Genomic DNA, 25,674 nt, shown 5'->3' with positions numbered 1-25,674 from the left:
CGGTGAGCAATAACCAGAGAGGTACGGTTTTTTTGCAATTCATCCAGCGCGGCCTGAATAGCGCGCTCAGACTCTGTATCCAGCGCGGATGTTGCTTCATCGAGGATCAGAACAGGCGAGTCACGTAACAGGGCACGTGCAATGGCGATACGCTGACGCTGACCGCCTGAAAGCAGAACGCCATTCTCACCAATGACCGTATCCAGCCCTTTATCCATTTTGCTGATGAAGTCCATCGCATACGCCATAGTGGCCGCTTTTTCAATTTCTTCGCGGGAATACATATCAGTACGGGCGTAAGCGATGTTGTTGGCGATGGTATCGTTGAACAAATGAACGTTCTGTGAAACCAGCGCAACCTGATCACGCAGTGACGAAAGAGTGTATTCACGCAAATCATGCCCATCCATCAGGATTTTACCTTCCTGAATGTCATAGAAACGTGTCAGCAAATTCGCGATGGTCGATTTACCAGAACCGGAACGTCCAACCAGTGCCACGGTTTTCCCTTCAGGCAGGTCGAAGGAAATATTACGCAGTGCCGGAATGTCACGACCAGGATAAGTGAAAGTCACATTTTTGAATTCAACGTCACCTTTCACACGTTTCACTTCCAGTTTGCCTTCATCTTTTTCCTGTTCCATATCCAGAATGGAGAACAGAGTCTGACAGGCAGCCATACCGCGCTGGAACTGAGAGTTCACGTTAGTCAGTGATTTCAGCGGACGCATCAGGGCAATCATGGAAGAGAACACGACCGTAATTGTCCCTGCGCTAAGCGTTTCCATAACAGACGGGAAGCTCGCCGCATACAATACGAAAGCCAGCGCCAGAGAAGCAATCAGCTGGATAATCGGGTCTGAAATTGAAGAAGCAGAAACCATCCGCATACCCTGCTGGCGCATACGGTTACTGACTTTATCAAAACGCGCGGTTTCAACTTTCTGACCACCGAAGATTAACACTTCTTTATGACCTTTCAGCATCTGCTCAGCGCTGGTTGTCACTTGCCCCATGGTGTTTTGCATCGACTTACTGATATTACGAAAGCGTTTAGACACCACACGGATAACGATGGACACAATCGGCGCAATCACTACGAGGATCACCGACAGCTGCCAGCTGTAATAGAACATCATGGCAAACAGACCAATGATCGACGCGCCTTCACGTACGACCGTCACCAGTGCACTGGAAGAAGACGACGCGACCTGTTCGGAATCATAGGTAATGCGCGAAAGCAAGGTACCGGTAGATTGCTGGTCAAAGAAGGCAACGGGCATTCTCATCATGTGACCGAACAGACGGCGGCGCATATGCATCACCACTTTGCCCGAAACCCATGAAATGCAGTAGCTGGAAATGTAACCACTGACACCACGAACAACCATCAGGCCGATAACAACCAGTGGCATCCAGAGAAGAATTGAGCGGTCAGCTTTACCAAAACCGTCATCCAGCAGCGGCTTCAGCAAAGACAGCATGAAAGTATCACTGGCGGCGTTAGCGACCAGCGCAATAGCCGCAGCGATAAGCCCGGCTTTAAAAGGTGTGATCATCGGCCACAAGCGGCGGAATGTCTGCCATGTGGAGAGATCTTTATCGTTCATCATGCAATATCAACCAGCATCGAAAGAAATAGCGGTCTATTCTACTCATTATCTTCAGATACTCCAAACTGGCGGTGGTACCAACGGGGATTTAATTGTTCGCGTAAGCCTTTAATTGTCCAATAATCGCCATAAATGAACAGGCTTAACTGGCCTGATTCAGAGGTAGAATGCCAGTCATAGCGGGCTTTCTTGTATCTGCTAACAACTTTATGCGCGGGCAGATGCCATTTATTGAAACGTGAAGCAGAAGCGAGTGCAGTAACGGGTTTGACCGTTCGCAGAAAGGGCCGCGTCGACGACGTATTGCTCCCGTGGTGGGGGACCTGGAGCACCGTCGCCTGTAAATCCTGATGCCATTTCATGATAAGAGCCTTTTCTGCCTCCGCTTCAATATCGCCGGTCAGCAGCATGCTAAACGCCCCCTCACTGACGCGGATGACGCAACTTTCGTTGTTTCCCGCATCGGCGACAATCTTCTCAGGCCACATCACTTTGAACGTCAGCCCTTGCCAATGCCATTGCTCGCCAGCAGTACATTTTAGGTGAATCAGCGGGGATATTGAGCTTTGACGAAGCGTAGCCTCAGGATATCGGGCTTGTAAGATTTCCAGCCCACCACGATGATCCATGTCGTTGTGACTGATAATTATCTGCTCCAGCTGGATATTTCGCCAATTCAGGAAAGGAATAATATTCTGCTCAGCGGCCGAACCGCCCTCCCACCGGTTGCCGGTGTCGTACAGTATCCCCTTTCCGTTTCTGCTGATAAGAACTGAAAGGCCATGGCCGACGTCCAGCATATCGACCCGCCACCTTTCCGCCGGGATCCTGATAAACGAGGTGACAGAGAGAGCACACAAAGAAAGCAGCAAAGAAAAAGAGTGTTTAACGGGGAGGAGGCGCCAGCAAATAATCATCGGCCATCCTAAAAGACTTAACACCAGAAACGACTCACCGAGCGGAGTCCAGCCACCAGCAAAAGGTTTTATCCCCCACATAGCCAGACTCAACGTAGAATCAGCAAGCTTCCAAACCATAATTTTCGCGCTAACCACCCAGCCCGCTGGCAGCAAATTAGCAAGCAAGGACAACAACACCAAAGGGACGGTGATCAGTGAAACAACCGGTACAGCCCACATATTAGCCAGGAAAGAAAAGAGATTAACCCCGTGGAAAATCCCAATTTGAATTGGCAACAGCAGAAAAGTCATGCCCGCCTGTAGATGCCCCCAGCGCAAAAATGACCAATGCCACGCATGCTGGAAACGGGGCGGGAGTGGCGCCCACTGAAACCAAAACACCAGAGATGCCACCGCAAAACAGGACAACCAAAAACTGTCCGATAGCAGATTCATTGGATCTAAAAGCAGCAACAACGCCACTCCCCACAACCAGATTTGCCAAGGATGACAACGGATGCGGAAAAAGCGCAGGCTCAGCCACATTGACACCGCCAGTGCCGCGCGCAAAGCAGGCGCATTTCCGCCCGACAGCCAGGCATAGGTCAGCAAGAATATTCCACTGACTAATAACGGAAAGCGGTAGTTAATCATTCTTGCTGGCATAAAAAATTGCAATCCCCGCGCCAGCCACCAGCCGAATAAGGCCGCAATACCAATATGCAGCCCTGATATCGCCACAAGATGTGCGATGCCTGTTCTCTGCAAAAGAAGCTTTTCTAGTCCCTGAATTAGCCCTTTCTCTCCGAATGCCAACGCCACCAGCACCGGCGTATTTATCAGTTGCGGCATCCCCTGCTGTACCCGGTGGATAAATTGCTGACGAAGGGTGCTGTTATTATCAAGTAGCTCAGCGTTTCGGATTGTAGCGGTCAAAGGCGCATGCTGAGACAGCGCCCAGCGCTGCGCGTCAAAGCCGCCTTCGTCGAGCAGGCTATGAACAGGACGTAAGCTGACTTTCATTTGCCATCGCTGACCAGCCTGAAGGCTTTCGCCTCCCTCATGCCACTTTGCCCTGAACATAAGCGGTGGAAAGACTCTCCGGCCATCAAGAATTTCAATTTTGAAGAACTGGGATTGTTCGCCGGCATTCCCCAGATTGATGGTTTGCAAAGTTGCAGTGACATTTCTGGAGGTGCCCTGAAATGCATTTATCTGCTGTATCTGAACTCCTCCCTGGAAAGCCCCCCAGCTGAAACTTAGCAAAGCTATCGCTAATACCCTGAATAGTTTTTGCTGCCTCGCGGCCAGCGCCCAGGCGAAGGCACATAATGCCGCCAAAAAGCCTGCTGAAGGGATATGAGGAAGAAATACCAGTGGCAGCATGCCAGTTACGACGGCAACTGCAGCCTCCTCCGTTGAGATTTTTATTTTTTGCTCCCTGACGTTTAACCACCAATCCCTTTGGTCGCTTTCAGGTGCGGAGTATGATTTTCAGGCAAAAAAGGGACAAGCAGAAGAGAGAGTCAATGCGAGACATTACGCAAAATATCGAAAGGAGACCGGGTTTGAGGGGATAAGAATCGACAAAAAGAGCAAAAAAAAACGGCACCCCGAAGGGTACCGTTTACGTTCGCTATAGGCAGACATTTATGTTCAGGCTAAAGCCTTAGCCATAAATGTTCGCGCGATCACGCAACTCTTTGCCTGGCTTAAAGTGAGGGACATACTTGCCGTCCAGCTCAACTTTATCACCCGTTTTAGGGTTGCGCCCAACACGCGGAGCACGGTAGTGAAGAGAAAAACTGCCAAACCCACGGATTTCGATGCGTTCACCATCAGCCAAGGTTGCAGCCATATGCTCAAGCATCTCTTTCACTGCATCCTCAACAGCTTTCGCCGGGATATGAGAGTGCTGGCCAGCAAGTCTTTCAATAAGTTCAGACTTGGTCATAGTACCTCCAAGTTTTGCAGCTAAACTACCGTTTCGGGGCGACAGAGCCGCCCCCCGTCATTACTCGCCTTTTGCCGCTTTGAACGCTTCAGCCATAGCGTTAGAGAAGTTGCTTTCGTCTGGTTTGTTGTTAACAACAGCGATTGCATCTTTCTCGTCTGCTTCGTCCTTAGCACGGACGGACAGGCTTACTACGCGGTTCTTACGATCAACACCGGTGAATTTAGCTTCAACTTCATCACCAACGCTCAGAACCAGAGTTGCGTCTTCAATACGGTCGCGAGAAGCTTCTGAAGCGCGCAGGTAACCTTCTACGCCGCCAGCTAATTCAACTGTAGCACCTTTGGCGTCAACTGCTGTGACTTTACCAGTAACAATAGTACCTTTCTTGTTAACAGACAGGTAGTTATTGAATGGATCTTCAGCCAGTTGTTTCACGCCCAGGGAGATGCGCTCACGTTCTGCGTCAACTTGCAGGACCACAGCTGCGATTTCGTCGCCTTTCTTGTATTCACGTACTGCTTCTTCGCCTGCAACGTTCCAGGAGATGTCAGACAGGTGAACCAGGCCGTCGATGCCGCCGTCCAGACCAATGAAGATACCGAAGTCAGTGATTGACTTGATTTTACCTTCAACACGGTCGTTCTTGTTGTGGGTTTCTGCAAATTGCTGCCATGGGTTGTTTTTGCATTGTTTCAGGCCCAGGGAGATACGACGACGTTCTTCGTCGATATCCAGAACCATAACTTCAACAACATCGCCCACGTTAACAACTTTAGATGGGTGGATGTTTTTGTTAGTCCAATCCATTTCAGAAACGTGAACCAGACCTTCAACGCCTTCTTCGATTTCTACGAAGCAGCCGTAATCAGTCAGGTTAGTAACGCGACCAGTCAGTTTAGTACCTTCTGGGTAACGTTTAGCGATAGCGACCCAAGGATCTTCGCCCAGCTGTTTCAGACCCAGTGACACACGGGTACGTTCGCGGTCGAACTTAAGGACTTTAACAGTGATTTCATCGCCAACATTAACGATTTCGCTTGGGTGTTTAACACGTTTCCAAGCCATGTCAGTGATGTGCAGCAGGCCGTCAACGCCACCCAGATCAACGAATGCACCGTAGTCAGTGAGGTTCTTAACGATACCTTTAACTTCCATGCCTTCCTGCAGGTTTTCCAGCAGTTGATCGCGCTCTGCGCTGTTCTCAGACTCAATTACTGCACGACGGGAAACAACAACGTTGTTGCGTTTCTGGTCCAGTTTGATGACTTTGAACTCAAGATCTTTGCCTTCGAGATGCAGCGTGTCGCGAACAGGACGAACGTCTACCAGTGAACCTGGCAGGAACGCACGGATACCGTTCAGCTCAACAGTGAAACCGCCTTTAACTTTACCGTTGATAACACCGGTAACAGTTGCAGATTCTTCGTAAGCTTTTTCCAGCGTGATCCAAGCTTCATGACGTTTAGCTTTTTCACGGGACAGCAGAGTTTCACCGAAGCCGTCTTCAACAGCGTCCAGCGCAACATCAACTTCGTCGCCAACCTGGATTTCCAGTTCGCCCTGTGCGTTTTTGAATTGTTCTGCCGGGATTGCAGACTCAGATTTCAGACCGGCGTCAACCAGTACGATATCTTTGTCGATTGACACAACAACACCACGAACGATGGAACCAGGACGGGTTTCGATTGTTTTTAAGGATTCTTCAAAGAGTTGAGCAAAAGATTCAGTCATGTTGATAATCTTTAGGTTCTTAAGTTTAACGTCCATCTGGCTTCCTGCTGGATGGGGTTGTTTCAAATGCCCCGCTACAGATCCTTGCGGCGAGGTTAAAAAAAACTATAGCCAAAACTGGCACTGAATATTCTTCAGCACCAGATTACGGCTCGATTACCGGGTTTGTTTTTGCGGCAATCCTAGAATTTCTGTGGCATAAGCCAGCGCTTTTTCGATGACTTCGTCGATGGACATGCTGGTTGAATCCAGCAATAACGCATCAGAAGCAGCCACTAAAGGCGCAATAGATCTGTTACGATCACGATCATCACGTTCTTTGATCTCGGCTAAAAGCCGTTCAAAGTTAACACTAAAGCCTTTTTCCTGCAACTGTAGCATTCTTCTGTTTGCACGCTCTTCGGAACTGGCATCCAGAAATATCTTTACAGGTGCATCAGGGAACACCACCGTGCCCATGTCACGACCATCGGCAATCAGGCCCGGTGTATCGCGAAATGCACGCTGCCGGCGCAGTAATGCTTCACGAACGCGGGGAAATGCCGCCGCCTGTGACGCAGTATTCCCTACCGTTTCGGTGCGGATTTCGTTGGTAACATCCTCACCTTCTAAAATAACGTGTAACTGCCCATCCTGAGCCACAAAACGAACATCCAGATGTGCGGCAAGCGGAACGAGCGCCTCTTCTGAGACAATATCAACCTGGTGATGTAAAGCCGCCAGCGCCAGTACGCGGTAAATCGCGCCGGAATCGAGCAGATGCCAGTTAAAGGCTTCTGCCAGCGCTTTACACAACGTACCTTTACCTGCACCACTTGGCCCATCAACGGTGATTACCGGGGCGAAAGCCGTCATTTTTGTCTCCTTTCGGTGGGGTATACCCGCTTCATTAGTCTTCGACGACTAATTCAGGAGCGGCATTATACGCTGCCTTTACGACAACTGTTACCCCACATTTTTCAGTTGCCTAAAAAGCGGACGGTTCTGAGCCTTAAAACAAAAACGGACATCTTGTGATGTCCGTTCGTTCAGTGGCATTCACAGCCAAAGACTATGCCAGAGTGCTGATTCCCGCCAGACGGTCAAAATAGTCCGGGAATGTTTTCGCTGTGCATTTTGGATCAAGAATAGTCACCGGCGTATCTGACAACGCTACCAGCGAGAAACACATCGCCATGCGGTGATCATTATAGGTTCCGATCTCGGCAAACTTTAGAGTCTTTGGCGGTTCAACGCGAATATAATCTTCGCCCTCTTCCACCGTCGCGCCAACTTTACGCAGTTCAATCGCCATCGCCGCCAGACGGTCGGTTTCTTTGACACGCCAGTTATAAATATTACGCAGGGTCGTCGGGCCTTCGGCAAACAATGCAGCGGTAGCAATGGTCATCGCAGCATCAGGAATATGGTTCATGTCCATATCGATACCTTTCAGCTCACCACGGGTACATTCAATGTAATCGTCCGCCCAGTGAATGGTTGCGCCCATTTTTTCCAGCACGTCTGCAAAACGAATATCGCCCTGCATGCTGTTTTTGCCGATACCTGTCACACGAACGGTACCACCTTTGATCGCGGCAGCTGCGAGGAAATAAGATGCAGAAGATGCATCGCCTTCGACCAGATAAGAACCCGGGGACACATATTGCTGACGCCCTTTGATGCTGAATTTCTGATACTGGTGGTTTTCCACTTCGATACCAAAAGTTTTCATCAGGTTCAGGGTGATATCGATATAAGGTTTGGAAACCAGCTCACCTTTTATCTGAATGGTGGTGTCGTTGTCTGCCAGCGGAGCTGTCATCAACAGCGCAGTCAGGAACTGGCTGGAAACGCTGCCATCAACACTGACGTCACCACCGCTAAATCCACCGCGTAAACGCAGTGGCGGATAATTTTCCTGCTCCAGATAATCAATCTGCGCACCGCCCTGACGAAGTGCATCGACCAGATGGCCAATGGGACGCTCTTTCATCCGCGGCTCGCCAGTCAGCACGACATCCTGCGCACCCAGACATAATGCAGCGGCCAGCGGACGCATTGCGGTGCCAGCGTTACCCAGGAACAGTTCCAGACCTTTAGCATTGGAAAAAGCCGTGCCCAGACCATCAATTTCGCATTCAGTGCGATTTGCCGATAAGCGGTGCGTTACACCCAGCTGAGTCAGCGCATTAAGCATATGACGCACGTCGTCGCTGTCGAGCAGATTAGTCAGGCGGGTAGTGCCCTGTGCAAAAGCAGCCAGCAAAAGCGCACGGTTAGAAACACTTTTTGAGCCGGGTAAATTGATGCTGCCGTTTACCAGCGCAACGGGTTGTAATGTCAGGGATTCCACTCTTTCTCCAATTCTTCTTTTCATAAAATGACCCCGGACATTGAGCCGGGGTCATTTTTAAGGCTACTTACTTAAGCATTCTGCGGGCCCGAAAGCCAGCACACTTAGCCGTGACGTTTTTCGAACTCCGCCATGAAGTCGGTCAGTGCTTTAACGCCTTCAATCGGCATCGCATTATAAATAGATGCGCGCATACCACCAGCCACACGGTGGCCTTTTAATGCATGCAGACCGGCTTCCTGCGCCTGATCGAGGAACAGTTTGTCCAGAGAAGCATCCGCCATTTGGAAAGGAACGTTCATCCACGAACGGTTTGCCGCCGCTACCGGGTTACGATAGAAACCGGTGTGGTCGATGGCACCATACAGGAGTTCGGCTTTTGCACGGTTACGTTTTTCCATTTCACGCAACCCGCCCTGTTCTTTCAGCCATTTGAATACCATGCCAGATAAATACCATGCGAAAGTCGGCGGGGTATTGAACATGGAGTCGTTCTCAGCCAGAACGGTATAGTCGAGAATAGAAGGCAACTCAGTACGCGCTTTACCCAACAGGTCTTCACGAACGATAACCAGGGTCAGGCCAGCAGGACCGATGTTTTTCTGTGCGCCAGCATAAATCACGCCAAAGCGGCTGACATCAATCGGGCGGGAAAGAATGCAAGATGAATAATCCGCCACGACGATTTTGTCACCAAAATCAGGCATTTCATCGATAGCGACACCATCGATTGTTTCATTAGGGCAGTAATGAACGTAAGCGGAATCTGCATTCAGCTTCCATTCATTCATTGGCAGAATCCCGCGCTTACCGTCAACGGTAGTCGTGACATCAATCACATTCGGGGTGCAATATTTCCTGGCTTCGTTGACTGCGCTATGCGCCCAGTAACCGCCATCAATGTAATCGGCGGATGACTTATCACCCAGCAGGTTCATGGGCACCGCAGCAAATTGCGCGCGTGCGCCGCCGTGGCAAAAGAGCACTTTATAGTTAGAGGGAATGTTCAGCAGATCACGGATATCCTTTTCGGACTCTTCAGCAACCTGGATAAACTCCTTACTGCGGTGACTGATTTCCATCACCGAGGTACCCAGTCCGTGCCAGTTACAAAGTTCCTGTTCCGCACGACGCAACACTTCAGCCGGGATCATTGCCGGACCTGCACTAAAATTATAAACCTGAGTCATTTCCCCTCACCACTTCTCTGAGACAGCCACATAGTTACCTTTAATTTACCGGTTTTATCATTCGAAACAAGCCATCTGCAACGGTTATTCCTCACGACCTGATAAAGCGCGTTGAGATCTGCGTCACAAGGTTCTTTCCTCCTTTTAACGCTGATTTAGCGGAATAATCTGTGCGTAGAGTGACAGGATTCGCGTGTGACCACAGCACCTCCTGACTCAAGCCTTTGAGTTCACACAACGATTACATTCTTAACACGAATACATGGAGCTAATACGCAAAACCCCGTATCATTGCGCGTTTTTAGCACGCTCAAAAGTGAACTCAATGACGCAAACTTTTATTCCTGGTAAAGACGCGGCGCTGGAAGACTCCATTTCCCGCTTCCAACAAAAACTCACCGATCTCGGCTTTAATATCGAAGAAGCTTCGTGGCTGAACCCGGTTCCCCACGTCTGGTCAGTGCATATTCGCGACCGCGACTGCCCGCTGTGCTTCACCAACGGTAAAGGCGCCAGCAAAAAAGCCGCTCTGGCTTCTGCTCTGGGTGAATATTTTGAGCGTCTGTCGACCAACTATTTCTTTGCCGATTTCTATCTGGGCAAAGATATTGCCAACGGTGATTTTGTCCATTATCCGAATGAGAAGTGGTTCCCTCTTCCGGTAGATGACAGCCTGCCAGCTGGCATTCTGGATGAACGTCTGCACGCTTTTTATGATGCTGATAAGGAACTGGTTGCCGGCGATCTGATTGACCTGCAATCCGGCAATCCTGAACGCGGTATCTGCGCCCTGCCGTTTACCCGCCAGTCAGATCTGCAAACCGTTTACATTCCGATGAACATCATCGGTAACCTGTACGTTTCTAACGGAATGTCTGCCGGTAACACCGCGAATGAAGCGCGCGTTCAGGGGCTGTCAGAAGTCTTCGAGCGTTACGTTAAAAACCGCATCATTGCTGAATCCATCAGTCTGCCTGAAATTCCTGCTGACGTTCTGGCGCGCTATCCGGGTGTGGTTGAAGCCATTGCTAAACTGGAAGAAGAAGGTTTCCCGATCCTTTCTTATGACGCCTCTCTGGGCGGTAACTATCCGGTTATTTGCGTGGTTCTGTTCAACCCGGCGAACGGCACTTGTTTCGCTTCCTTTGGCGCACATCCTGATTTCGGCGTGGCACTGGAGCGTACCGTCACCGAACTGCTGCAAGGCCGCAGCCTGAAAGATCTGGACGTCTTTACTGCACCGACTTTCGATGATGAAGAAGTGGCCGAGCACGCCAATCTGGAAACCCACTTCATCGATTCCAGCGGTCTGATTTCCTGGGACATGTTCAAGCAGGACGCAGACTATCCGTTTGCAGACTGGAGCTTCAGCGGCACCACCGAAGAAGAATTCGCAACCCTGATGGCTATCTTCGATAAAGAAGATGCACAAGTGTATATCGCCGATTACGAACATCTGGACGTGTATGCCTGCCGCATTATCGTCCCGGGTATGTCCGACATTTATCCTGCGGAAGATTTGCTGCTGGCGAACAACAGCATGGGCGCGCATCTGCGTGATCAACTGCTGGCGTTGCCGGACAGCGACCTGCCGAAAGAAACGTATCTGGAGATGATCACTCAGCTCGATGATGAAGGTCTGGATGATTTTACCCGCGTGCGTGAACTGCTGGGCATTGCCAGCGGCAAAGACAACGGCTGGTATACGCTGCGTGTCGGTGAACTGAAATCGATGCTGGCACTGGCCGGTGGTGATTTGGATCAGGCTCTGACCTGGGCTGAATGGGCGCACGAGTTCAACTCGTCTGTATACACCGATGAGCGCAACAACTATTACCGTTGCCTGCAAACGCTGCTGCAACTGTCTCTGGAAGAAGATCGCGAGCCCGCGCAGTACTACAATGCGTTCGTGAAAATGTACGGCCAGAAAGCGGTTGAAGATGCTTCTGCGGCTATCAGCGGTGAAGTTCGTTTCCACAGCCTGTTTGCCGTTGATCCTGAACTTAAAGCATTGCCAGCCCATCAGGCGCTGCTTGGCGCATACGAAAAACTCCAGATCGCAAAACGTCGCCACTGGTCGAAAGCGTAATCACACAAACGTGATGAATTGATTGAAGCCAGCGGGATTTCCTGCTGGCTTTTTTGTTTATACATTCAAAAGAAGATCTGCGCTCAGGCTGCTCCCTTTATTCGCAAAGGTTTGACTCAGCCATTAAAATGACGTGTAATTTCGCGCGAAATAATGTCCGTGTGTCGTTTTTAAGACCAAAATATGACACTTATTTTTATGCGTTAAAACAAAGTGAAATTTACAAACTAAAATTGATGATATTAATTAACATTGAAGCCTTATTATTTACCCGCAGGTGAAAAAAACCTTGCGAATCCTCAACTTTATTTGTAAAAATTAAAATGTTTTTATAGGTTATATTTCAAATAGTTAGCCGTAAAACCACCTCTTCAGTAGTAGTTTGAAAACCACCAAAAATCGCCTCGTATGATCCACGTCAATTTTTACGTTATACTGCTTTGCTAGTATCTCGTTGCGCAGTACATAGCCCTGAATAAGAGAGTTAATGTGAAAGCTGACAACCCCTTCGATCTGATTTTACCCGCCGCTACAGCAAAAGTTGCTGAAGATGCCGGCGTTTATAAAGCCACCAAACAGCCGTTAAAAACATTCTTTTTAGCCATTACTGCTGGCGTCTTTATTTCCATCGCCTTTGCTTTTTATATCACTGCCACCACAGGCACCGGAACCGTGCCTTATGGGCTCGCTAAACTCGTCGGGGGCATCTGCTTCTCACTGGGTTTAATGCTGGTTGTCGTGTGCGGTGCAGACCTGTTTACTTCCACTGTGCTTATTGTTATCGCTAAAGCCAGCGGGCGTATTACCTGGGGGCAACTGGCACGCAACTGGCTCAATGTCTATATTGGTAACCTGTTCGGATGCCTGTTCTTTGTGGCGCTGATTTGGTTCTCGGGTGAATACATGGCCGATAATGGCTTGTGGGGGCTTAATGTCCTGCAAACCGCTGACCATAAAATGCATCACACCTTTGTTGAAGCCGTGTGTCTGGGGATCCTCGCGAACCTGATGGTTTGCCTGGCGGTCTGGATGAGTTATTCCGGCCGCAGCCTGATGGACAAAATGTTCGCCATGGTATTACCGGTCGCGATGTTTGTTGCCAGCGGTTTCGAGCACAGCATTGCCAACATGTTCATGATCCCTTTAGGCATCGTAGTGAAGAATTTTGCGACGCCAGAATTCTGGCAGGCAGTCGGCACAACTACGGCACAATTCGCAGAACTCAACGTCTCTAACTTTATCATCGACAATCTCATCCCTGTGACCATAGGTAACATCATCGGGGGAGGTTTGCTGGTAGGGTTAACTTACTGGGTCATATATCTTCGCGATGAGAAACACCACTGATACAGCGTGGCACTCTTGTTACGACAGTTTTACACGTGATTTTTAAAGAAATCCAAATTAGAAGGTAGGTGCAAAATGTCCAAGCTCAATGAAAAATTGACCAACGCATGGCAAGGTTTTAGTGCTGGTGAATGGCAGAATGGCGTAAATGTCCGTGACTTCATTCAGAAGAACTACACACCGTATGAAGGTGATGAGTCCTTCCTGGCTGGCGCTACCCAAGCGACAACCACCCTGTGGGATAAAGTAATGGATGGTATCAAACTGGAGAACCGCACCAAGGCTCCTGTTGATTTCGATACTGACGTTGCGGCTACCATCATATCTCACGACGCTGGTTACATCAACAAACCTCTGGAAACTATCGTTGGTCTGCAGACTGACGCGCCATTGAAACGTGCCCTGATCCCATTCGGCGGCATCAAAATGGTCGAAGGTTCATGCAAAGTTTATGGCCGTGAACTGGATCCAGCGCTGAAAAAAATCTTCACTGATTACCGCAAAACGCATAACCAGGGCGTATTTGATGTTTACACCAAAGACATCCTGAACTGCCGTAAGTCTGGCGTTCTGACCGGTCTGCCAGATGCGTATGGCCGTGGCCGTATCATCGGTGACTACCGTCGCGTTGCACTGTACGGTATTGACTTCCTGATGGCTGACAAATTCGCACAATTCCAGTCTCTGCAAGACGACCTGGAAAATGGCGTAAACCTGGAAATGACCATCCAGCTGCGTGAAGAAATCTCTGAACAACACCGTGCCCTGGGCCAGATTAAAGAAATGGCTGCTAAATACGGTTGCGACATTTCTGGTCCTGCGACCAACGCACAAGAAGCAGTTCAGTGGACTTACTTCGGCTACCTGGCTGCGGTTAAATCTCAGAACGGCGCTGCAATGTCCTTCGGCCGCGTATCTACCTTCCTTGACGTGTTCATCGAACGTGATATCAAAGCAGGCAAACTGACTGAAGAACAAGCTCAGGAACTGATTGACCACCTGGTTATGAAACTGCGTATGGTTCGTTTCCTGCGTACTCCTGAATATGATGAACTGTTCTCCGGTGACCCAATCTGGGCAACTGAATCTCTGGCAGGTATGGGCGTTGATGGCCGTACTCTGGTTACCAAAAGCAGCTTCCGCTTCCTGAATACCCTGTACACCATGGGGCCTTCACCAGAGCCGAATATGACCATTCTGTGGTCTGAAAAACTGCCAATGAACTTCAAAAAGTACGCAGCGAAAGTGTCTATCGATACCTCATCTGTACAGTATGAGAACGATGACCTGATGCGTCCTGACTTCAACAACGATGACTATGCTATCGCTTGTTGTGTGAGCCCGATGGTTGTGGGTAAACAAATGCAGTTCTTCGGCGCTCGTGCAAACCTGGCGAAAACCATGTTGTACGCAATCAACGGCGGCGTTGATGAAAAAATGAAAATCCAGGTGGGTCCTAAAGAAGCACCAATGATGGATGAAGTCCTGACCTTCGATAAAGTCATGGACCGCATGGATCACTTCATGGACTGGTTGGCTAAACAGTACGTGACTGCGCTGAACATCATTCACTACATGCATGACAAATACAGCTATGAAGCATCGCTGATGGCTCTGCATGACCGTGACGTTTATCGCACCATGGCATGTGGTATCGCAGGTCTGTCTGTTGCTGCTGACTCCCTGTCTGCTATCAAATATGCAAAAGTTAGCACCATCCGTGACGAAGACGGCCTGGCTGTAGACTTCAAAATCGAAGGCGAATACCCACAGTTCGGTAACAACGATTCTCGCGTAGATGACATCGCTTGTGACCTGGTAGAACGTTTCATGAAGAAAATTCAGAAACTGCGTACCTACCGTGGCGCTGTAGCAACTCAGTCTGTTCTGACCATCACCTCTAACGTGGTTTATGGTAAGAAAACAGGTAACACTCCAGACGGTCGTCGCGCTGGCGCTCCATTTGGTCCAGGTGCTAACCCAATGCACGGGCGTGACCAGAAAGGTGCTGTTGCCTCTCTGACTTCCGTTGCTAAACTGCCGTTTGCTTACGCGAAAGATGGTATTTCTTATACCTTCTCCATCGTTCCAAACGCGCTGGGTAAAGACGACGACGTTCGTAAAGCGAACCTCGCTGGCCTGATGGATGGTTACTTCCACCACGAAGCGTCGATCGAAGGTGGTCAACACCTGAACGTGAACGTGATGAACCGCGAAATGCTGTTAGACGCGATGGAACATCCTGAAAACTATCCTCAGCTGACCATCCGTGTTTCTGGCTACGCAGTGCGTTTCAACTCACTGACTAAAGAACAGCAGCAAGACGTTATTACCCGTACTTTCACCAAGTCCCTGTAATAATTCAGCCTTGTAATCTGGTCTGATAAAAAGGCTCCACACCGTGGAGCCTTTGTTTCATCTTCCCTGCCCTGCACTGTCTTTACGACAGTCTGTTTTGCCAGAGCGCTATATGTTGTGGACCTCTGGCAAAGCAGTACCGCCATTGCTGACAATCAACCTTATTGATTGTCTGGTATCATAAACCTGTGGTTTCCAGTTTATTTCTGCCAGGCCAGCACCCGCACATTTAGACTGCTATTCATTGGTCAATATGGAGAATAACCCGCAATGTCAGTTCAAGGTCGCATCCACTCATATGAATCCTGTGGCACCGTTGACGGCCCAGGTATCCGTTTTATTGTTTTCTTCCAGGGTTGCCTGATGCGTTGCATGTATTGCCATAACCGCGATACCTGGGACACTCACGGCGGGAAAGAGATCAATGTCGATGATTTAATGAAAGAAGTCGTAACCTATCGCCACTTTATGAATGCTTCCGGCGGTGGTGTGACGGCGTCTGGTGGTGAAGCAATCCTTCAGGCGGAATTTGTGCGTGACTGGTTCCGTGCCTGCCAGAAAGAAGGGATTAACACGTGCCTCGACACCAACGGTTTTGTCCGCCGTTATGATCCGGTAATCGACGAATTACTGGATGTCTCAGATCTGGTTATGCTTGATCTCAAGCAGATGAACGATGATATTCACCAGAATCTGGTGGGCGTATCTAACCACCGTACGCTGGACTTTGCCCGCTATCTGGCAAAACGTAATCAGCGCACATGGATCCGTTATGTGGTTGTGCCAGGCTGGTCAGACGATGACGAGTCCGCGCATAAACTGGGTGAGTTCACCAAAGATATGACCAACATCGAGAAGATTGAGTTGCTGCCATATCATGAGCTCGGCAAACATAAATGGACCGCGATGGGTGAGAAATACGGGCTGGACGGCGTCAATCCGCCAACCAAAGAAATCATGGAAAGAGTAAAAAATATTCTCGCTAGCTACGGTCATAAAGTGATTTATTAATCACCCTTTATGCCCATTAAAAAAGACGCCATCTGGCGTCTTTTTTAATGGGCATAAAGGGTATCAGGCAGTAGCAACCGGGTTATGCGTATGATCCGCTTTGCGCATCAGCATCACCAGATAGACCAGCGAAACCACCGCGATCATCACGAACAGCAGGCGGTCGGAATAACTCTGCATCAGCATCGCGGTCATCGTCGGTCCGGCAAGGCTGCCGATGGTATAACTCATCAGCAGAGCCTGATTCATCGCCACCAACTCATCCGCATTGACTTTCTCACATGCCCACGACATCGCGATCGGATACAGCGTGAAGCCCGCGCATCCTAAAATGAACAGCGTCGGTGCCATCGCATAACCACTGAGCATCGCAATACTGCCGAGGATGACACAAAAAATCTGGATGCGTAAAACCATCAGGCGACCATAGCGATCAGCCAGACGCCCTACCGGCCACTGACCGATAATTCCCGCGCTGACCAACAATGCCATCCAGTAACCCACATTCGCATCACTCATTCCCTGATGCGTCAGGAACAGCGGCATCAGACCGTAGAGTGAGCCAAGAACAATGCCGGAAATAATGCAGCCGTTAATCCCCAGACGGGCATTACGGCGTCTGAACATCGGCATCACCGCATGGCGCGGCTGTTCTCTGTCCTGATCCTCAATTTGCGTCAGCAGCAATGGCAGCATCGCAATCACAATCAGCGCGGTCACCCAGGGCAGAACGCTGAAGATTGCCGTTGGCACCGTCCCGACCAGCAACTGCCCTGCCACTGTGCCGATGTAATACATGATCATATATGCCGCCAGCAGCTGGCCCCGGTTTTTGACAGTGCCGCTACGTAACAGCGCGCTTTCCACCACCACCCAGATCAGTGCACAGCCAATACCTGCCACGAAACGCGCCGATACCCAGGTCCAGAAGCTCATTGAAAGCGCCAGCCCGGCGGTAGCTACCGCAAATATTACGCAGGAAAGATAGTAGCTGCGGTTGAAACCAATGCGCTTAATCAGCCCGCCTGCGAGCAAAGTTCCCAGCAGGTTACCGGTAAAATACGATGAGCTGACCAGCCCGACCTGCCAGGTCGGCAGTTGTTCATGGCTGAGCCACAGAGGTACCAGCGTGTTTAAAACGGCAATAGAAATTGTCAGCAGAAGGAGTCCGCACAATAGCAGAGAAACGGGGCGAGAATAGGCGGACATAGGACGTTGATGACCACAAAGAGGAATAAATTGTGCGCATCATGCCACTGGCGGTTTAAAAGTCAATCCGGTAAAAATGAGCCGGAGCACAAACAGAAGACTGATGATTGAAATCGTTAATCAAGCATGAGTATCAGGAATCATGATGCTTTAATGACAAGATGATATCACCATGATAACAAACGAGTTTACATTTCCCACAACCGTTACATTTTGCGCTATCGACGGCAGGTTGATTTTGTTGATTAAAAAATATTGCCGTGCGCGGACACGCAATTTCGCACATCCTGCACAAGTCATCCATACGTCCCAGACATTGCGGCAAAATCACCGGACGCAAACCGGTATCCATTACGACTGAGGCATCCAGCGCACCACTCTCGCAGGATGATGTGCACGCACCACAGGCATCACATTCTGCGTATTCGATGGCCAATGTCGGCCTGCCTTCATGGATGTTGAGAATACCCACCGGACAGGCCTCTGCACAGCGGCCACAGCCATCACACTTTTGTATAAACAGCGGCTCTGCTATTGCTTGTGGCGGACGCGGATACTGGCGGTGTAACAGGGTTTCCTCAGAAGAGGCGGTCTGCTCGACAACCTTTTTTGCCGGTGACAACAAACCGCGGAATAATCCGCGGCGGCTGACCTCTCTGCTGCTCATCAAGGAGCGGTTATCGCAGGCGTCGCGTGAGTCGCTCATCAGAAATACAGATCCACGGCGTTCACTTCCAGCCCCAGTTGCTGTTTCCAGCCACAGATCGTGGATTCGGCCAGTACAGCCACACCCACATAAAACGGATGCTCAGCTTTTTGTCGCAGTAATTCCAGATAACGCCCCGCCCACGGCAGCAAATGCATCGTCAGAAATTCATTCAACAATGCCGGAGAGTTTTCAGCCAGCCACGCAGCCATCATCAGCAACAGGCCAATGTGATCTTCCGGCTCAGCCTGAGTCAGGTGCGGTTCAACTCCGTTTTCACGCATCCACTGGCGCAGGTTCAGGGTTGAATCGCCAAACACCACGGATTCTTTATCCAGATAGACGGAACCCCACGGCGGCGCAGGCAGCGCGTAAGGGCCGACAAACAGGCGCTGATAAGCGTCATCCAGACTTTCATCTGCGGTAGAAATCTGGCTGAAACATTCGCCCGCCTGCGCCCTGGCTTCATCACTCGCACATGGCCATGACTCGGCCCAGTCACTTGTCTCAAGTAACGTAATTAGGGCACTCACTTCAGGAGTAGCCGGCGGATAATACAGCATCGCGCCCAAGACCTTACCGGTTAAACTGATTGATTCTGCTGACATAATTAACCCTGATTAGCGGGAACACGCCCAACTTGAAACGTGTTCCCTGATGAATCTGATACGTTGCGATTAGCCGCTGACAGCCATTCCTACGGTCATATGCAAACCATAGAAAATCCCGCGGCCGATCAGCTCACCCGCAAAGACCAGCACGAATGCCAGAATCATGGATACCAGCGCCGGGCGCTTACGCATAATCAGCGGGCAGAACCAGCAGCCGAGACCGAGAACGACCAGCACCAGGCGCCAGACTGACAGCGAACCGTATTGCGGGATCAGCGCAGAGGCAGCCTGAACCGAGCTGTTGATGCCTGCCAGACTGGCGCTTTGCAGCATAACGACCGCCATACTCACGATCAGCGCAACAAGGCTGATGACCGGTAACAGGCGCAGCCCGCAACCATTGATATTCGCACCACGCAGCAGCAGATACCCCAGAACCGGCCCCCCGATCAGTACCGTCAGACCGAAATGGAAGAAGGTATAGGCGTTGTTCCAGGTCGGCACGGTATCTATTGCATAAACACGGCACATCGCATAAACAAAACCGATACCTGCCAGCATGGTGACAATTAACCAGATTTTACCCAGTGCACGCGGCATTTTGTTAATCATCGCCAGCAGCCAGTAAATCCCGCCTAAGGCAAAAAAGAACGACCCGCTGCCGATTTCATTACTTAGCGGCGAAGCACCGAGCCGGTTGAGCGAATTAAATGCCCGCAGCGGAGACCCCAGATGCAGAACCGAAGCGATAAACGCAATCGCCATCAGCACCCACAGGAAAAACATTGAAAGATGGATCCGGCGGATTTCTTCCTTGCTGCGTTGCGTTAATAACGCGATAGCCAGCACGATAAATGCGCCAACTACACATTGCCCCAGAACCGTAAAGACCATTAAAGGCCATTCATGCCATCCGTTTCCCATCTCAAACCTCCTTCGGGTTAGCCAGATAACCCGTGGTATCACCTACAGGACGGCAATTCGCATTGGGTTTGATGACGATATTTGGGTGAGTGAAATGTGAAGCAGGCAACGGAGCCACTTCAGCCAGATCACCGTATTTCGCACGTAATTCTTCAATCGGCGCCATATCCAGCGCACGTAACGGGCAGGATTCCACACAAATCGGTTTCTTGCCCTCTGCAATGCGCTCATAGCAGCCATCACATTTGGTCATGTGACCTTTGGCTTCGTTGTACTGCGGCGCGCCGTAAGGGCAAGCCATGTGGCAATAACGGCAACCGATGCACACATCTTCGTTGACGACCACAAAGCCATCTTCACGTTTGTGCATTGCACCGCTCGGACAGACTTTGGTACAGGCAGGATCCGCACAGTGGTTGCAGGAAATCGACAGATAATACGCGAAGACATCCTGATGCCAGCCGTCGCCATCTTTCTGCCAGTCGCCACCGGCATATTCATAGATGCGGCGGAAACTGACGTCCGGCGTTAAGTTTTTGAAATCTTTACAGGCCAGTTCACAAGTTTTGCACCCTGTGCAGCGGCTTGAGTCAATATAAAAACCATATTGAGTTGTCATGTTTTACTCCGTTAAACCTTAGCCACTTGCACAAGGTTGGTATGAGAGGGGTTACCTTTCGCCAGCGGTGAAGGTCTTTGAGAAGTCAGTACGTTGATGCTGCCCGCACGGTCGATTTTTTTGCTGTCAGGGGAATACCAGGCACCCTCACCCAATGCGACAACACCTGGCATCATGCGCGGTGTAACCTTGGCAGCAATCTGCACTTCGCCACGGTCGTTAAAAATACGGATCATGTCGCCGTTGGTAATGCCACGCTGAGCGGCATCCATCGGGTTGATCCACATTTCCTGACGGCATGCGGCTTTGAGCACATCAACATTGCCGTAAGTGGAGTGAGCGCGCGCCTTGTAGTGGAAACCGGTCATCTGCAACGGATATTTGCTGGCCAGCGGATCGTCATAGTTTTCGAAACCAGCGGCGTAAACCGGTAACGGATCGATGACATCTTCTTTGGACAGTTCCCATTCAGAGGCAATTTTCGCCAGTTCAGCGGAGTAGATTTCTATTTTGCCGGAAGGCGTGCTCAGCGGGTTGGCGGCCGGATCTTCACGGAATGCTTTGTAAGCCACATGGTGTTGGTCAGGATCGCGTTTTTTGAACATACCCTGTTTGCGGAAGGTGTCGAAATCTGGCAGTTCCGGCAATGCCTCACGGGATTGCTGGTACAAATGACGTAACCACTCTTCCTGCGTGCGGCCTTCGGTGAACTGCTGTTCAACGCCCATGCGGCGGGACAGTTCGCTGGTCATCTCATAAATATTTTTGCACTGGAAACGCGGCGTGATCGCCTGATCGGCAAAAATGATGTAATCCATGTTGCCGCATGACGCATCCAGGCAGAAATCCATCTGCTCAGAGGCGGTACAGTCTGGCAGGATAATGTCCGCGTATTTCGCCGAAGAAGTCATGTGGTTATCAATCACCACAATCATCTCGCATTGCTGGTCATCCTGAAGGATATCGTGGGTGCGGTTGATATCGGAGTGCTGGTTGATCAGACAGTTACCTGCATAGTTCCAGATAAATTTGATCGGCACATCCAGCTTGGGTTTTCCGCGCACGCCGTCTTTGGTCGCCGTCATTTCAGGACCACGAACAATCGCGTCCGTCCACATGAACATGGAAATGCTGGTCTCGACCGGATTTTCCAGCGCTGGCATACGAACAAACGGAATCTCGTACGAACCTTCACGGGCACCGGAATTACCACCGTGAACGCCGACATTGCCGGTTAAAATTGCCAGCATCGCAATCGCGCGTGTCGCAATTTCACCGTTAGCATGGCGCTGCGGACCCCAGCCTTGGGTGATAAAGGCCGGTTTCGCCTGACCGATTTCACGACCAAGCTTAACGATTTTATCGACGGAGATACCGGTGATTTTAGAAGCCCATTCCGGCGTTTTCGCTACGCCGTCAGGACCCGTTCCGAGGATATAGGCTTTATAATGCGCATTCTGCGCAACGCCCGCCGGTAGGGTTTTTTCGTCATAGCCAACGCAATATTTATCGAGGAATGGCTGATCGACCAGATTCTCGGTGATCATGACATGCGCCAGTGCCGCGGCCAGTGCGCCATCCGTACCCGGACGGATCGGTACCCACTCGTCTTCACGACCGGCACCGGTATCGGTATAACGCGGATCAACAATGATCATACGGGCGTTGGAACGCTGACGTGCCTGTTCGAGGTAATAGGTCACGCCGCCACCGCTCATGCGTGTTTCGCCCGGATTATTACCGAACAACACCACCAGTTTACTGTTTTCGATATCAGACGGGCTGTTGCCATCCGCCCAGCCACCGTAGGTATAATTCAAACCCGCAGCGATTTGCGCCGAACTGTAATCACCATAATGATTCAGATAGCCGCCACAGCAGTTCATCAGGCGGGCAATCAGCGTTTTGCCCGGCGGCCATGAACGGGTCATGGTGCCGCCCAGCGTGCCGGTGCCGTAATTGAGATAAATGGCTTCATTACCATAACGATGGATAATGTCTTTCAGGCTGCCTGCCAGCGTATCAAAGGCTTCGTCCCAGGTGATCCGTTTGAATTTACCTTCGCCACGTTTACCAACGCGTTTCATCGGATATTTCAGACGGTCAGGGTTATAAACACGGCGACGCATGGAACGCCCGCGCAGACAGGCGCGAACCTGATGTAATCCCTCATAATCGTCATCACCCGTGTTATCGGTTTCGACATAACGGATCTCGTTATCGACGACATGCATTCTCAGCGGACAGCGGCTGCCGCAGTTGACGGTACAGGCGCTCCAGACGATTTTCTCATCCGTAGCCTGAGCCGGAGCCTGACGCGTTTCGGCGCGTATTGATTTAAATGGCAGCGATATGCCCCCGACGGCAGCTGCCATACCGGCGAGTGTAGTCCCCTTGACCAGGTCACGGCGGCTAATCCCGCCGCCTGAGCCCGTTTTCTTACTGTTTAAATCCGACATTGCTTACTCCGTAACGCCCTTATCTGAAGAACGAAAATTTAACAACCATGTCTTTGAGCCGGGCTCTTGGTCCGTAGCTTCTTTAGACTTTTTCTATTTGAATCAAATTCGTATGCTGAGGATTGCCTTTCGCCAGCGGAGACGGTCGTTGAGTCGTCAGTGTGTTCATACAAGCGCCATGGTCAACACGATCACCACTCATATTGGCCTGATGCCATGCACCCTGCCCCATAGCGACCACGCCAGGCATAATGCGTGGCGTAACTTTCGCCGCCACACGCACTTCGCCGCGGTCGTTAAAGACTTTCACTTTGTCGCCGCTTTCGATGCTACGGGTTTTAGCATCCAGCGGGTTTATCCACACTTCCTGGCGACAGGCGGCCTGTAAGATGTCGATATTGCCGTAGGTAGAGTGAGTGCGGGCTTTGTAGTGGAAGCCGAACATCTGGAGCGGAAACTGGCTGCGTTTTGGGTCATCCCAACCTTCGAAAGTTGAGGCATAGACCGGCAGCGGGCTGATGGTTTCGTCTTTTTGCAGTTCCCATTCACTGGCTATTTTCGCCAGTGCGGAAGAGTAAATTTCGATTTTTCCGGAAGGCGTTTTCAGCGGATTGGCGGCAGGATCCTGGCGGAATTTTTTATACGCCACGAAATGCCCGGCCGGGTCTTTACGTTTATAAATCCCCATTTTGCGCAGTTCTTCGTAAGCCGGTAATGCCGGGTCTTTCGCCAGCATTTTGGCGTAGAGATACTGTAACCACTCACTTTGCGTACGACCTTCAGTGAATTTGCTATAGACATCCGGGCCAAGACGACGCGCCACTTCGCTCATCATCTCGTAAATGCCTTTGCGCTCAAATTTGGCAGACGTCGCCGGCTGAATGAAAATCAGGTACCCCATATTCCCGGCGTAATCGTTAGGGATAATGTCTTCCTGTTCGACGGTCATCAGATCCGGCAGCAGGATATCGGCGTATTTCGCCGATGAAGTCATGAAGTTTTCCAGCACGACGATCATCTCGCACTGAGTGTCATCCTGCAGAATGTCGTGGGTTTTATTGATATCGGAATGCTGGTTGGTGATGGCGTTACCGGCATAGTTCCAGATGAACTTGATCGGCACATCCAGCTTGTCTTTACCGCGAACGCCGTCGGCTTTGGCGGTCATTTGCGGGCCGCGCGCAATTGCATCGGTCCAGCTGAAACAGGAAATCTGCGTTTCCACCGGGTTTTCCAGCACTGGCATGCGTTCGATGGTAATCGTGTACGTCGATTCACGCGCGCCGCTGTTGCCGCCATTAATCCCGACGTTGCCGGTCAGAATTGGCAACATGGCGATGGCGCGAGAGGTCAGTTCACCATTGGCCTGGCGCTGCGGGCCCCAGCCCTGAGAGATATAAGCAGGTTTTGCCTGCCCGATTTCCCGCGCCAGTTTAATGATGCGATCCACGGGAATACCGGTAATACGCGATGCCCATTCCGGCGTCTTAGCCGTGGCATCTGCGCCCTGTCCGAGAATGTACGCTTTGTAATGGCTGTTGGCAGGCGCATCCGCTGGTAATGTTTTCTCGTCATAGCCCACGCAACAGGCATCGAGAAACGGCTGGTCGACCATGTTTTCGGTGATCAGCACGTGCGCCAGACCGGCGACCAGCGCAGCATCGGTACCCGGACGGATCGGGATCCATTCATCTTCACGGCCGGCGGCGGTATCGGTATAACGTGGGTCGATAACGATCATACGGGCGTTAGAACGCTGGCGCGCCTGCTCGAGGTAATAAGTGATCCCGCCGCCGCTCATACGCGTTTCAGCCGGATTATTACCGAAAAGAACCACCAGCTTGCTGTTTTCAATATCTGACGTGCTGTTACCGTCATTGCTGCCGTAAGTGTATGGCATCGCACAGGAAATTTGCGCGGTACTGTAAGTACCATAATGACTGAGGAAGCCGCCGTAGCAGTTCATCAGGCGGGCAACCAGCGAAGCGTAAGGGGATGAACGGGTGATATTGCCGCCGACGACGCCGGAGGTATAGTTAATGTAAACGGCCTCGTTGCCATATTTGGCGATAATACGCTTCAGGTTATTGGCGATTTCATCAAAGGCCTCTTCCCAGCTGATGCGTTTGAATTTACCTTCACCCCGTTTACCGACACGCTTCATCGGGTAATTCAAACGCTCCGGATGGTTCATGCGGCGACGCATAGAGCGGCCACGCAGACAGGCGCGAACCTGGTGATCGCCGTAGACGTCATGTCCGGTGTTATCCGTTTCAACCCAATAAACTTCGTCATCACGCACATGCAAACGCAGTGCGCAGCGGCTGCCGCAGTTGACCGAACAGGCTCCCCAGACCACTTTGTCTTCAGTTGCCGGGTTTTTCGCATCCCCCACGGCCTGTGCCAGTGCCTTACGGCTAAAAGGCAGCGATACGCCGCCCGCAGCAATGGCCAGCCCTGCCAGGGTTGATGTTTTCATCAGCGTCCGGCGGCTGATACCACTTTTTATCGTGATGACTTCTGGTTCTGTTTCCGACATTTTCCCGCTCCGGTCATGAAGTAGTTACCCACTCAGAATGCATGGATACTACTAATAAGGAGGTAGGAAACTTTGTC

The 25,674-nt window shown here is 50.8% G+C and carries 18 protein-coding genes; 4 read left to right on the top strand and 14 right to left on the bottom strand.

What is annotated here, in order from left to right; genetic code table 11:
* From msbA to serC, 7 genes are all read right to left on the bottom strand, one after another.
* On the bottom strand, positions 1-1,613 hold a 1,613-nt coding region (gene msbA, locus D6C13_RS03545), incomplete at its 3' end, for a lipid A ABC transporter ATP-binding protein/permease MsbA (protein WP_120131454.1).
* 38 nt (positions 1,614-1,651) lie between these two features.
* Entirely contained in the window at positions 1,652-3,898 is a 2,247-nt protein-coding gene (locus D6C13_RS03540; RefSeq protein WP_120131453.1) for a DNA internalization-related competence protein ComEC/Rec2, read from the bottom strand.
* Positions 3,899-4,181: 283 nt separating this feature from the next.
* Positions 4,182-4,466 (bottom strand): integration host factor subunit beta, encoded by a 285-nt coding sequence (ihfB, locus tag D6C13_RS03530; RefSeq protein WP_013574835.1) that lies wholly within the window; start codon positions 4,464-4,466, stop codon positions 4,182-4,184.
* 60 nt (positions 4,467-4,526) lie between these two features.
* Positions 4,527-6,200, bottom strand: coding sequence for a 30S ribosomal protein S1 (gene rpsA / locus D6C13_RS03525; RefSeq protein ID WP_095925166.1), 1,674 nt, complete (start codon positions 6,198-6,200; stop codon positions 4,527-4,529).
* A gap of 156 nt (positions 6,201-6,356) precedes the next feature.
* Positions 6,357-7,055, bottom strand: a complete 699-nt coding sequence (cmk, locus tag D6C13_RS03520; RefSeq protein WP_120131451.1) for a (d)CMP kinase — start codon at positions 7,053-7,055, stop codon at positions 6,357-6,359.
* A 196-nt stretch (positions 7,056-7,251) separates the two neighbouring features.
* Positions 7,252-8,535, bottom strand: coding sequence for a 3-phosphoshikimate 1-carboxyvinyltransferase (gene aroA / locus D6C13_RS03515; RefSeq protein ID WP_120131450.1), 1,284 nt, complete (start codon positions 8,533-8,535; stop codon positions 7,252-7,254).
* A gap of 104 nt (positions 8,536-8,639) precedes the next feature.
* Positions 8,640-9,725, bottom strand: a complete 1,086-nt coding sequence (gene serC / locus D6C13_RS03510; protein ID WP_120131449.1) for a 3-phosphoserine/phosphohydroxythreonine transaminase — start codon at positions 9,723-9,725, stop codon at positions 8,640-8,642.
* Positions 9,726-10,050: 325 nt separating this feature from the next.
* Here serC and ycaO point away from each other — a divergent pair, with 325 nt between their 5' ends.
* The 4 genes from ycaO to pflA all read left to right on the top strand — a co-directional run bounded on the left by ycaO (position 10,051) and on the right by pflA (position 16,530).
* Entirely contained in the window at positions 10,051-11,814 is a 1,764-nt protein-coding gene (ycaO, locus tag D6C13_RS03505; protein WP_120131448.1) for a 30S ribosomal protein S12 methylthiotransferase accessory factor YcaO, read from the top strand.
* A 489-nt stretch (positions 11,815-12,303) separates the two neighbouring features.
* Entirely contained in the window at positions 12,304-13,161 is an 858-nt protein-coding gene (gene focA, locus D6C13_RS03500) for a formate transporter FocA (RefSeq protein ID WP_120131447.1), read from the top strand.
* 75 nt (positions 13,162-13,236) lie between these two features.
* On the top strand, positions 13,237-15,519 hold the full coding sequence (pflB, locus tag D6C13_RS03495) for a formate C-acetyltransferase (RefSeq protein WP_120131446.1): 2,283 nt from the start codon (positions 13,237-13,239) through the stop codon (positions 15,517-15,519).
* Positions 15,520-15,789: 270 nt separating this feature from the next.
* Positions 15,790-16,530: a pyruvate formate lyase 1-activating protein gene (gene pflA / locus D6C13_RS03490; RefSeq protein ID WP_120131445.1), complete on the top strand. Its 741-nt coding sequence runs from the start codon at positions 15,790-15,792 to the stop codon at positions 16,528-16,530.
* A gap of 63 nt (positions 16,531-16,593) precedes the next feature.
* Here the strand turns inward: pflA and D6C13_RS03485 are convergent, their stop codons facing one another.
* The 7 genes from D6C13_RS03485 to ynfE all read right to left on the bottom strand — a co-directional run bounded on the left by D6C13_RS03485 (position 16,594) and on the right by ynfE (position 25,597).
* Positions 16,594-17,739: an MFS transporter gene (locus D6C13_RS03485; RefSeq protein ID WP_120131444.1), complete on the bottom strand. Its 1,146-nt coding sequence runs from the start codon at positions 17,737-17,739 to the stop codon at positions 16,594-16,596.
* 133 nt (positions 17,740-17,872) lie between these two features.
* Entirely contained in the window at positions 17,873-18,445 is a 573-nt protein-coding gene (locus tag D6C13_RS03480; protein ID WP_120131443.1) for a ferredoxin-type protein NapF, read from the bottom strand.
* On the bottom strand, positions 18,445-19,053 hold the full coding sequence (gene dmsD / locus D6C13_RS03475) for a Tat proofreading chaperone DmsD (RefSeq protein WP_120131442.1): 609 nt from the start codon (positions 19,051-19,053) through the stop codon (positions 18,445-18,447). The genes D6C13_RS03480 and dmsD overlap by 1 nt, the downstream gene beginning before the upstream one ends.
* Positions 19,054-19,122: 69 nt before the next feature.
* Positions 19,123-19,980: a dimethyl sulfoxide reductase anchor subunit family protein gene (locus tag D6C13_RS03470; RefSeq protein WP_120131441.1), complete on the bottom strand. Its 858-nt coding sequence runs from the start codon at positions 19,978-19,980 to the stop codon at positions 19,123-19,125.
* A 1-nt stretch (position 19,981) separates the two neighbouring features.
* Entirely contained in the window at positions 19,982-20,599 is a 618-nt protein-coding gene (locus D6C13_RS03465; RefSeq protein ID WP_120131440.1) for a DMSO/selenate family reductase complex B subunit, read from the bottom strand.
* Positions 20,600-20,610: 11 nt separating this feature from the next.
* Positions 20,611-23,058, bottom strand: coding sequence for a dimethylsulfoxide reductase subunit A (gene dmsA / locus D6C13_RS03460; protein WP_120131439.1), 2,448 nt, complete (start codon positions 23,056-23,058; stop codon positions 20,611-20,613).
* 82 nt (positions 23,059-23,140) lie between these two features.
* Entirely contained in the window at positions 23,141-25,597 is a 2,457-nt protein-coding gene (ynfE, locus tag D6C13_RS03455) for a selenate/tellurate reductase subunit YnfE (protein WP_120131438.1), read from the bottom strand.
* Between the last annotated feature and the right edge of the window lie 77 nt (positions 25,598-25,674).

Origin of the sequence: Rahnella woolbedingensis (genome assembly GCF_003602095.1) — a bacterium.
Classification (GTDB): Bacteria; Pseudomonadota; Gammaproteobacteria; order Enterobacterales; family Enterobacteriaceae; genus Rahnella; species Rahnella woolbedingensis.
This window is presented reverse-complemented; position numbering and strand designations above follow the sequence as displayed.

Excerpts from the sequence above, each read along its gene's own strand:
- D6C13_RS03540 (WP_120131453.1), bottom strand. The coding sequence starts at position 3,898 with ATGCTGCCACTGGTATTTCTTCCTCATATCCCTTCAGCAGGCTTTTTG.
- ihfB (WP_013574835.1), bottom strand. The coding sequence starts at position 4,466 with ATGACCAAGTCTGAACTTATTGAAAGACTTGCTGGCCAGCACTCTCAT.
- rpsA (WP_095925166.1), bottom strand. The coding sequence starts at position 6,200 with ATGACTGAATCTTTTGCTCAACTCTTTGAAGAATCCTTAAAAACAATC.
- cmk (WP_120131451.1), bottom strand. The coding sequence starts at position 7,055 with ATGACGGCTTTCGCCCCGGTAATCACCGTTGATGGGCCAAGTGGTGCA.
- serC (WP_120131449.1), bottom strand. The coding sequence starts at position 9,725 with ATGACTCAGGTTTATAATTTTAGTGCAGGTCCGGCAATGATCCCGGCT.
- ycaO (WP_120131448.1), top strand. The coding sequence starts at position 10,051 with ATGACGCAAACTTTTATTCCTGGTAAAGACGCGGCGCTGGAAGACTCC.
- pflB (WP_120131446.1), top strand. The coding sequence starts at position 13,237 with ATGTCCAAGCTCAATGAAAAATTGACCAACGCATGGCAAGGTTTTAGT.
- pflA (WP_120131445.1), top strand. The coding sequence starts at position 15,790 with ATGTCAGTTCAAGGTCGCATCCACTCATATGAATCCTGTGGCACCGTT.
- D6C13_RS03485 (WP_120131444.1), bottom strand. The coding sequence starts at position 17,739 with ATGTCCGCCTATTCTCGCCCCGTTTCTCTGCTATTGTGCGGACTCCTT.
- D6C13_RS03480 (WP_120131443.1), bottom strand. The coding sequence starts at position 18,445 with ATGAGCGACTCACGCGACGCCTGCGATAACCGCTCCTTGATGAGCAGC.
- dmsD (WP_120131442.1), bottom strand. The coding sequence starts at position 19,053 with ATGTCAGCAGAATCAATCAGTTTAACCGGTAAGGTCTTGGGCGCGATG.
- D6C13_RS03470 (WP_120131441.1), bottom strand. The coding sequence starts at position 19,980 with ATGGGAAACGGATGGCATGAATGGCCTTTAATGGTCTTTACGGTTCTG.
- D6C13_RS03465 (WP_120131440.1), bottom strand. The coding sequence starts at position 20,599 with ATGACAACTCAATATGGTTTTTATATTGACTCAAGCCGCTGCACAGGG.
- dmsA (WP_120131439.1), bottom strand. The coding sequence starts at position 23,058 with ATGTCGGATTTAAACAGTAAGAAAACGGGCTCAGGCGGCGGGATTAGC.
- ynfE (WP_120131438.1), bottom strand. The coding sequence starts at position 25,597 with ATGTCGGAAACAGAACCAGAAGTCATCACGATAAAAAGTGGTATCAGC.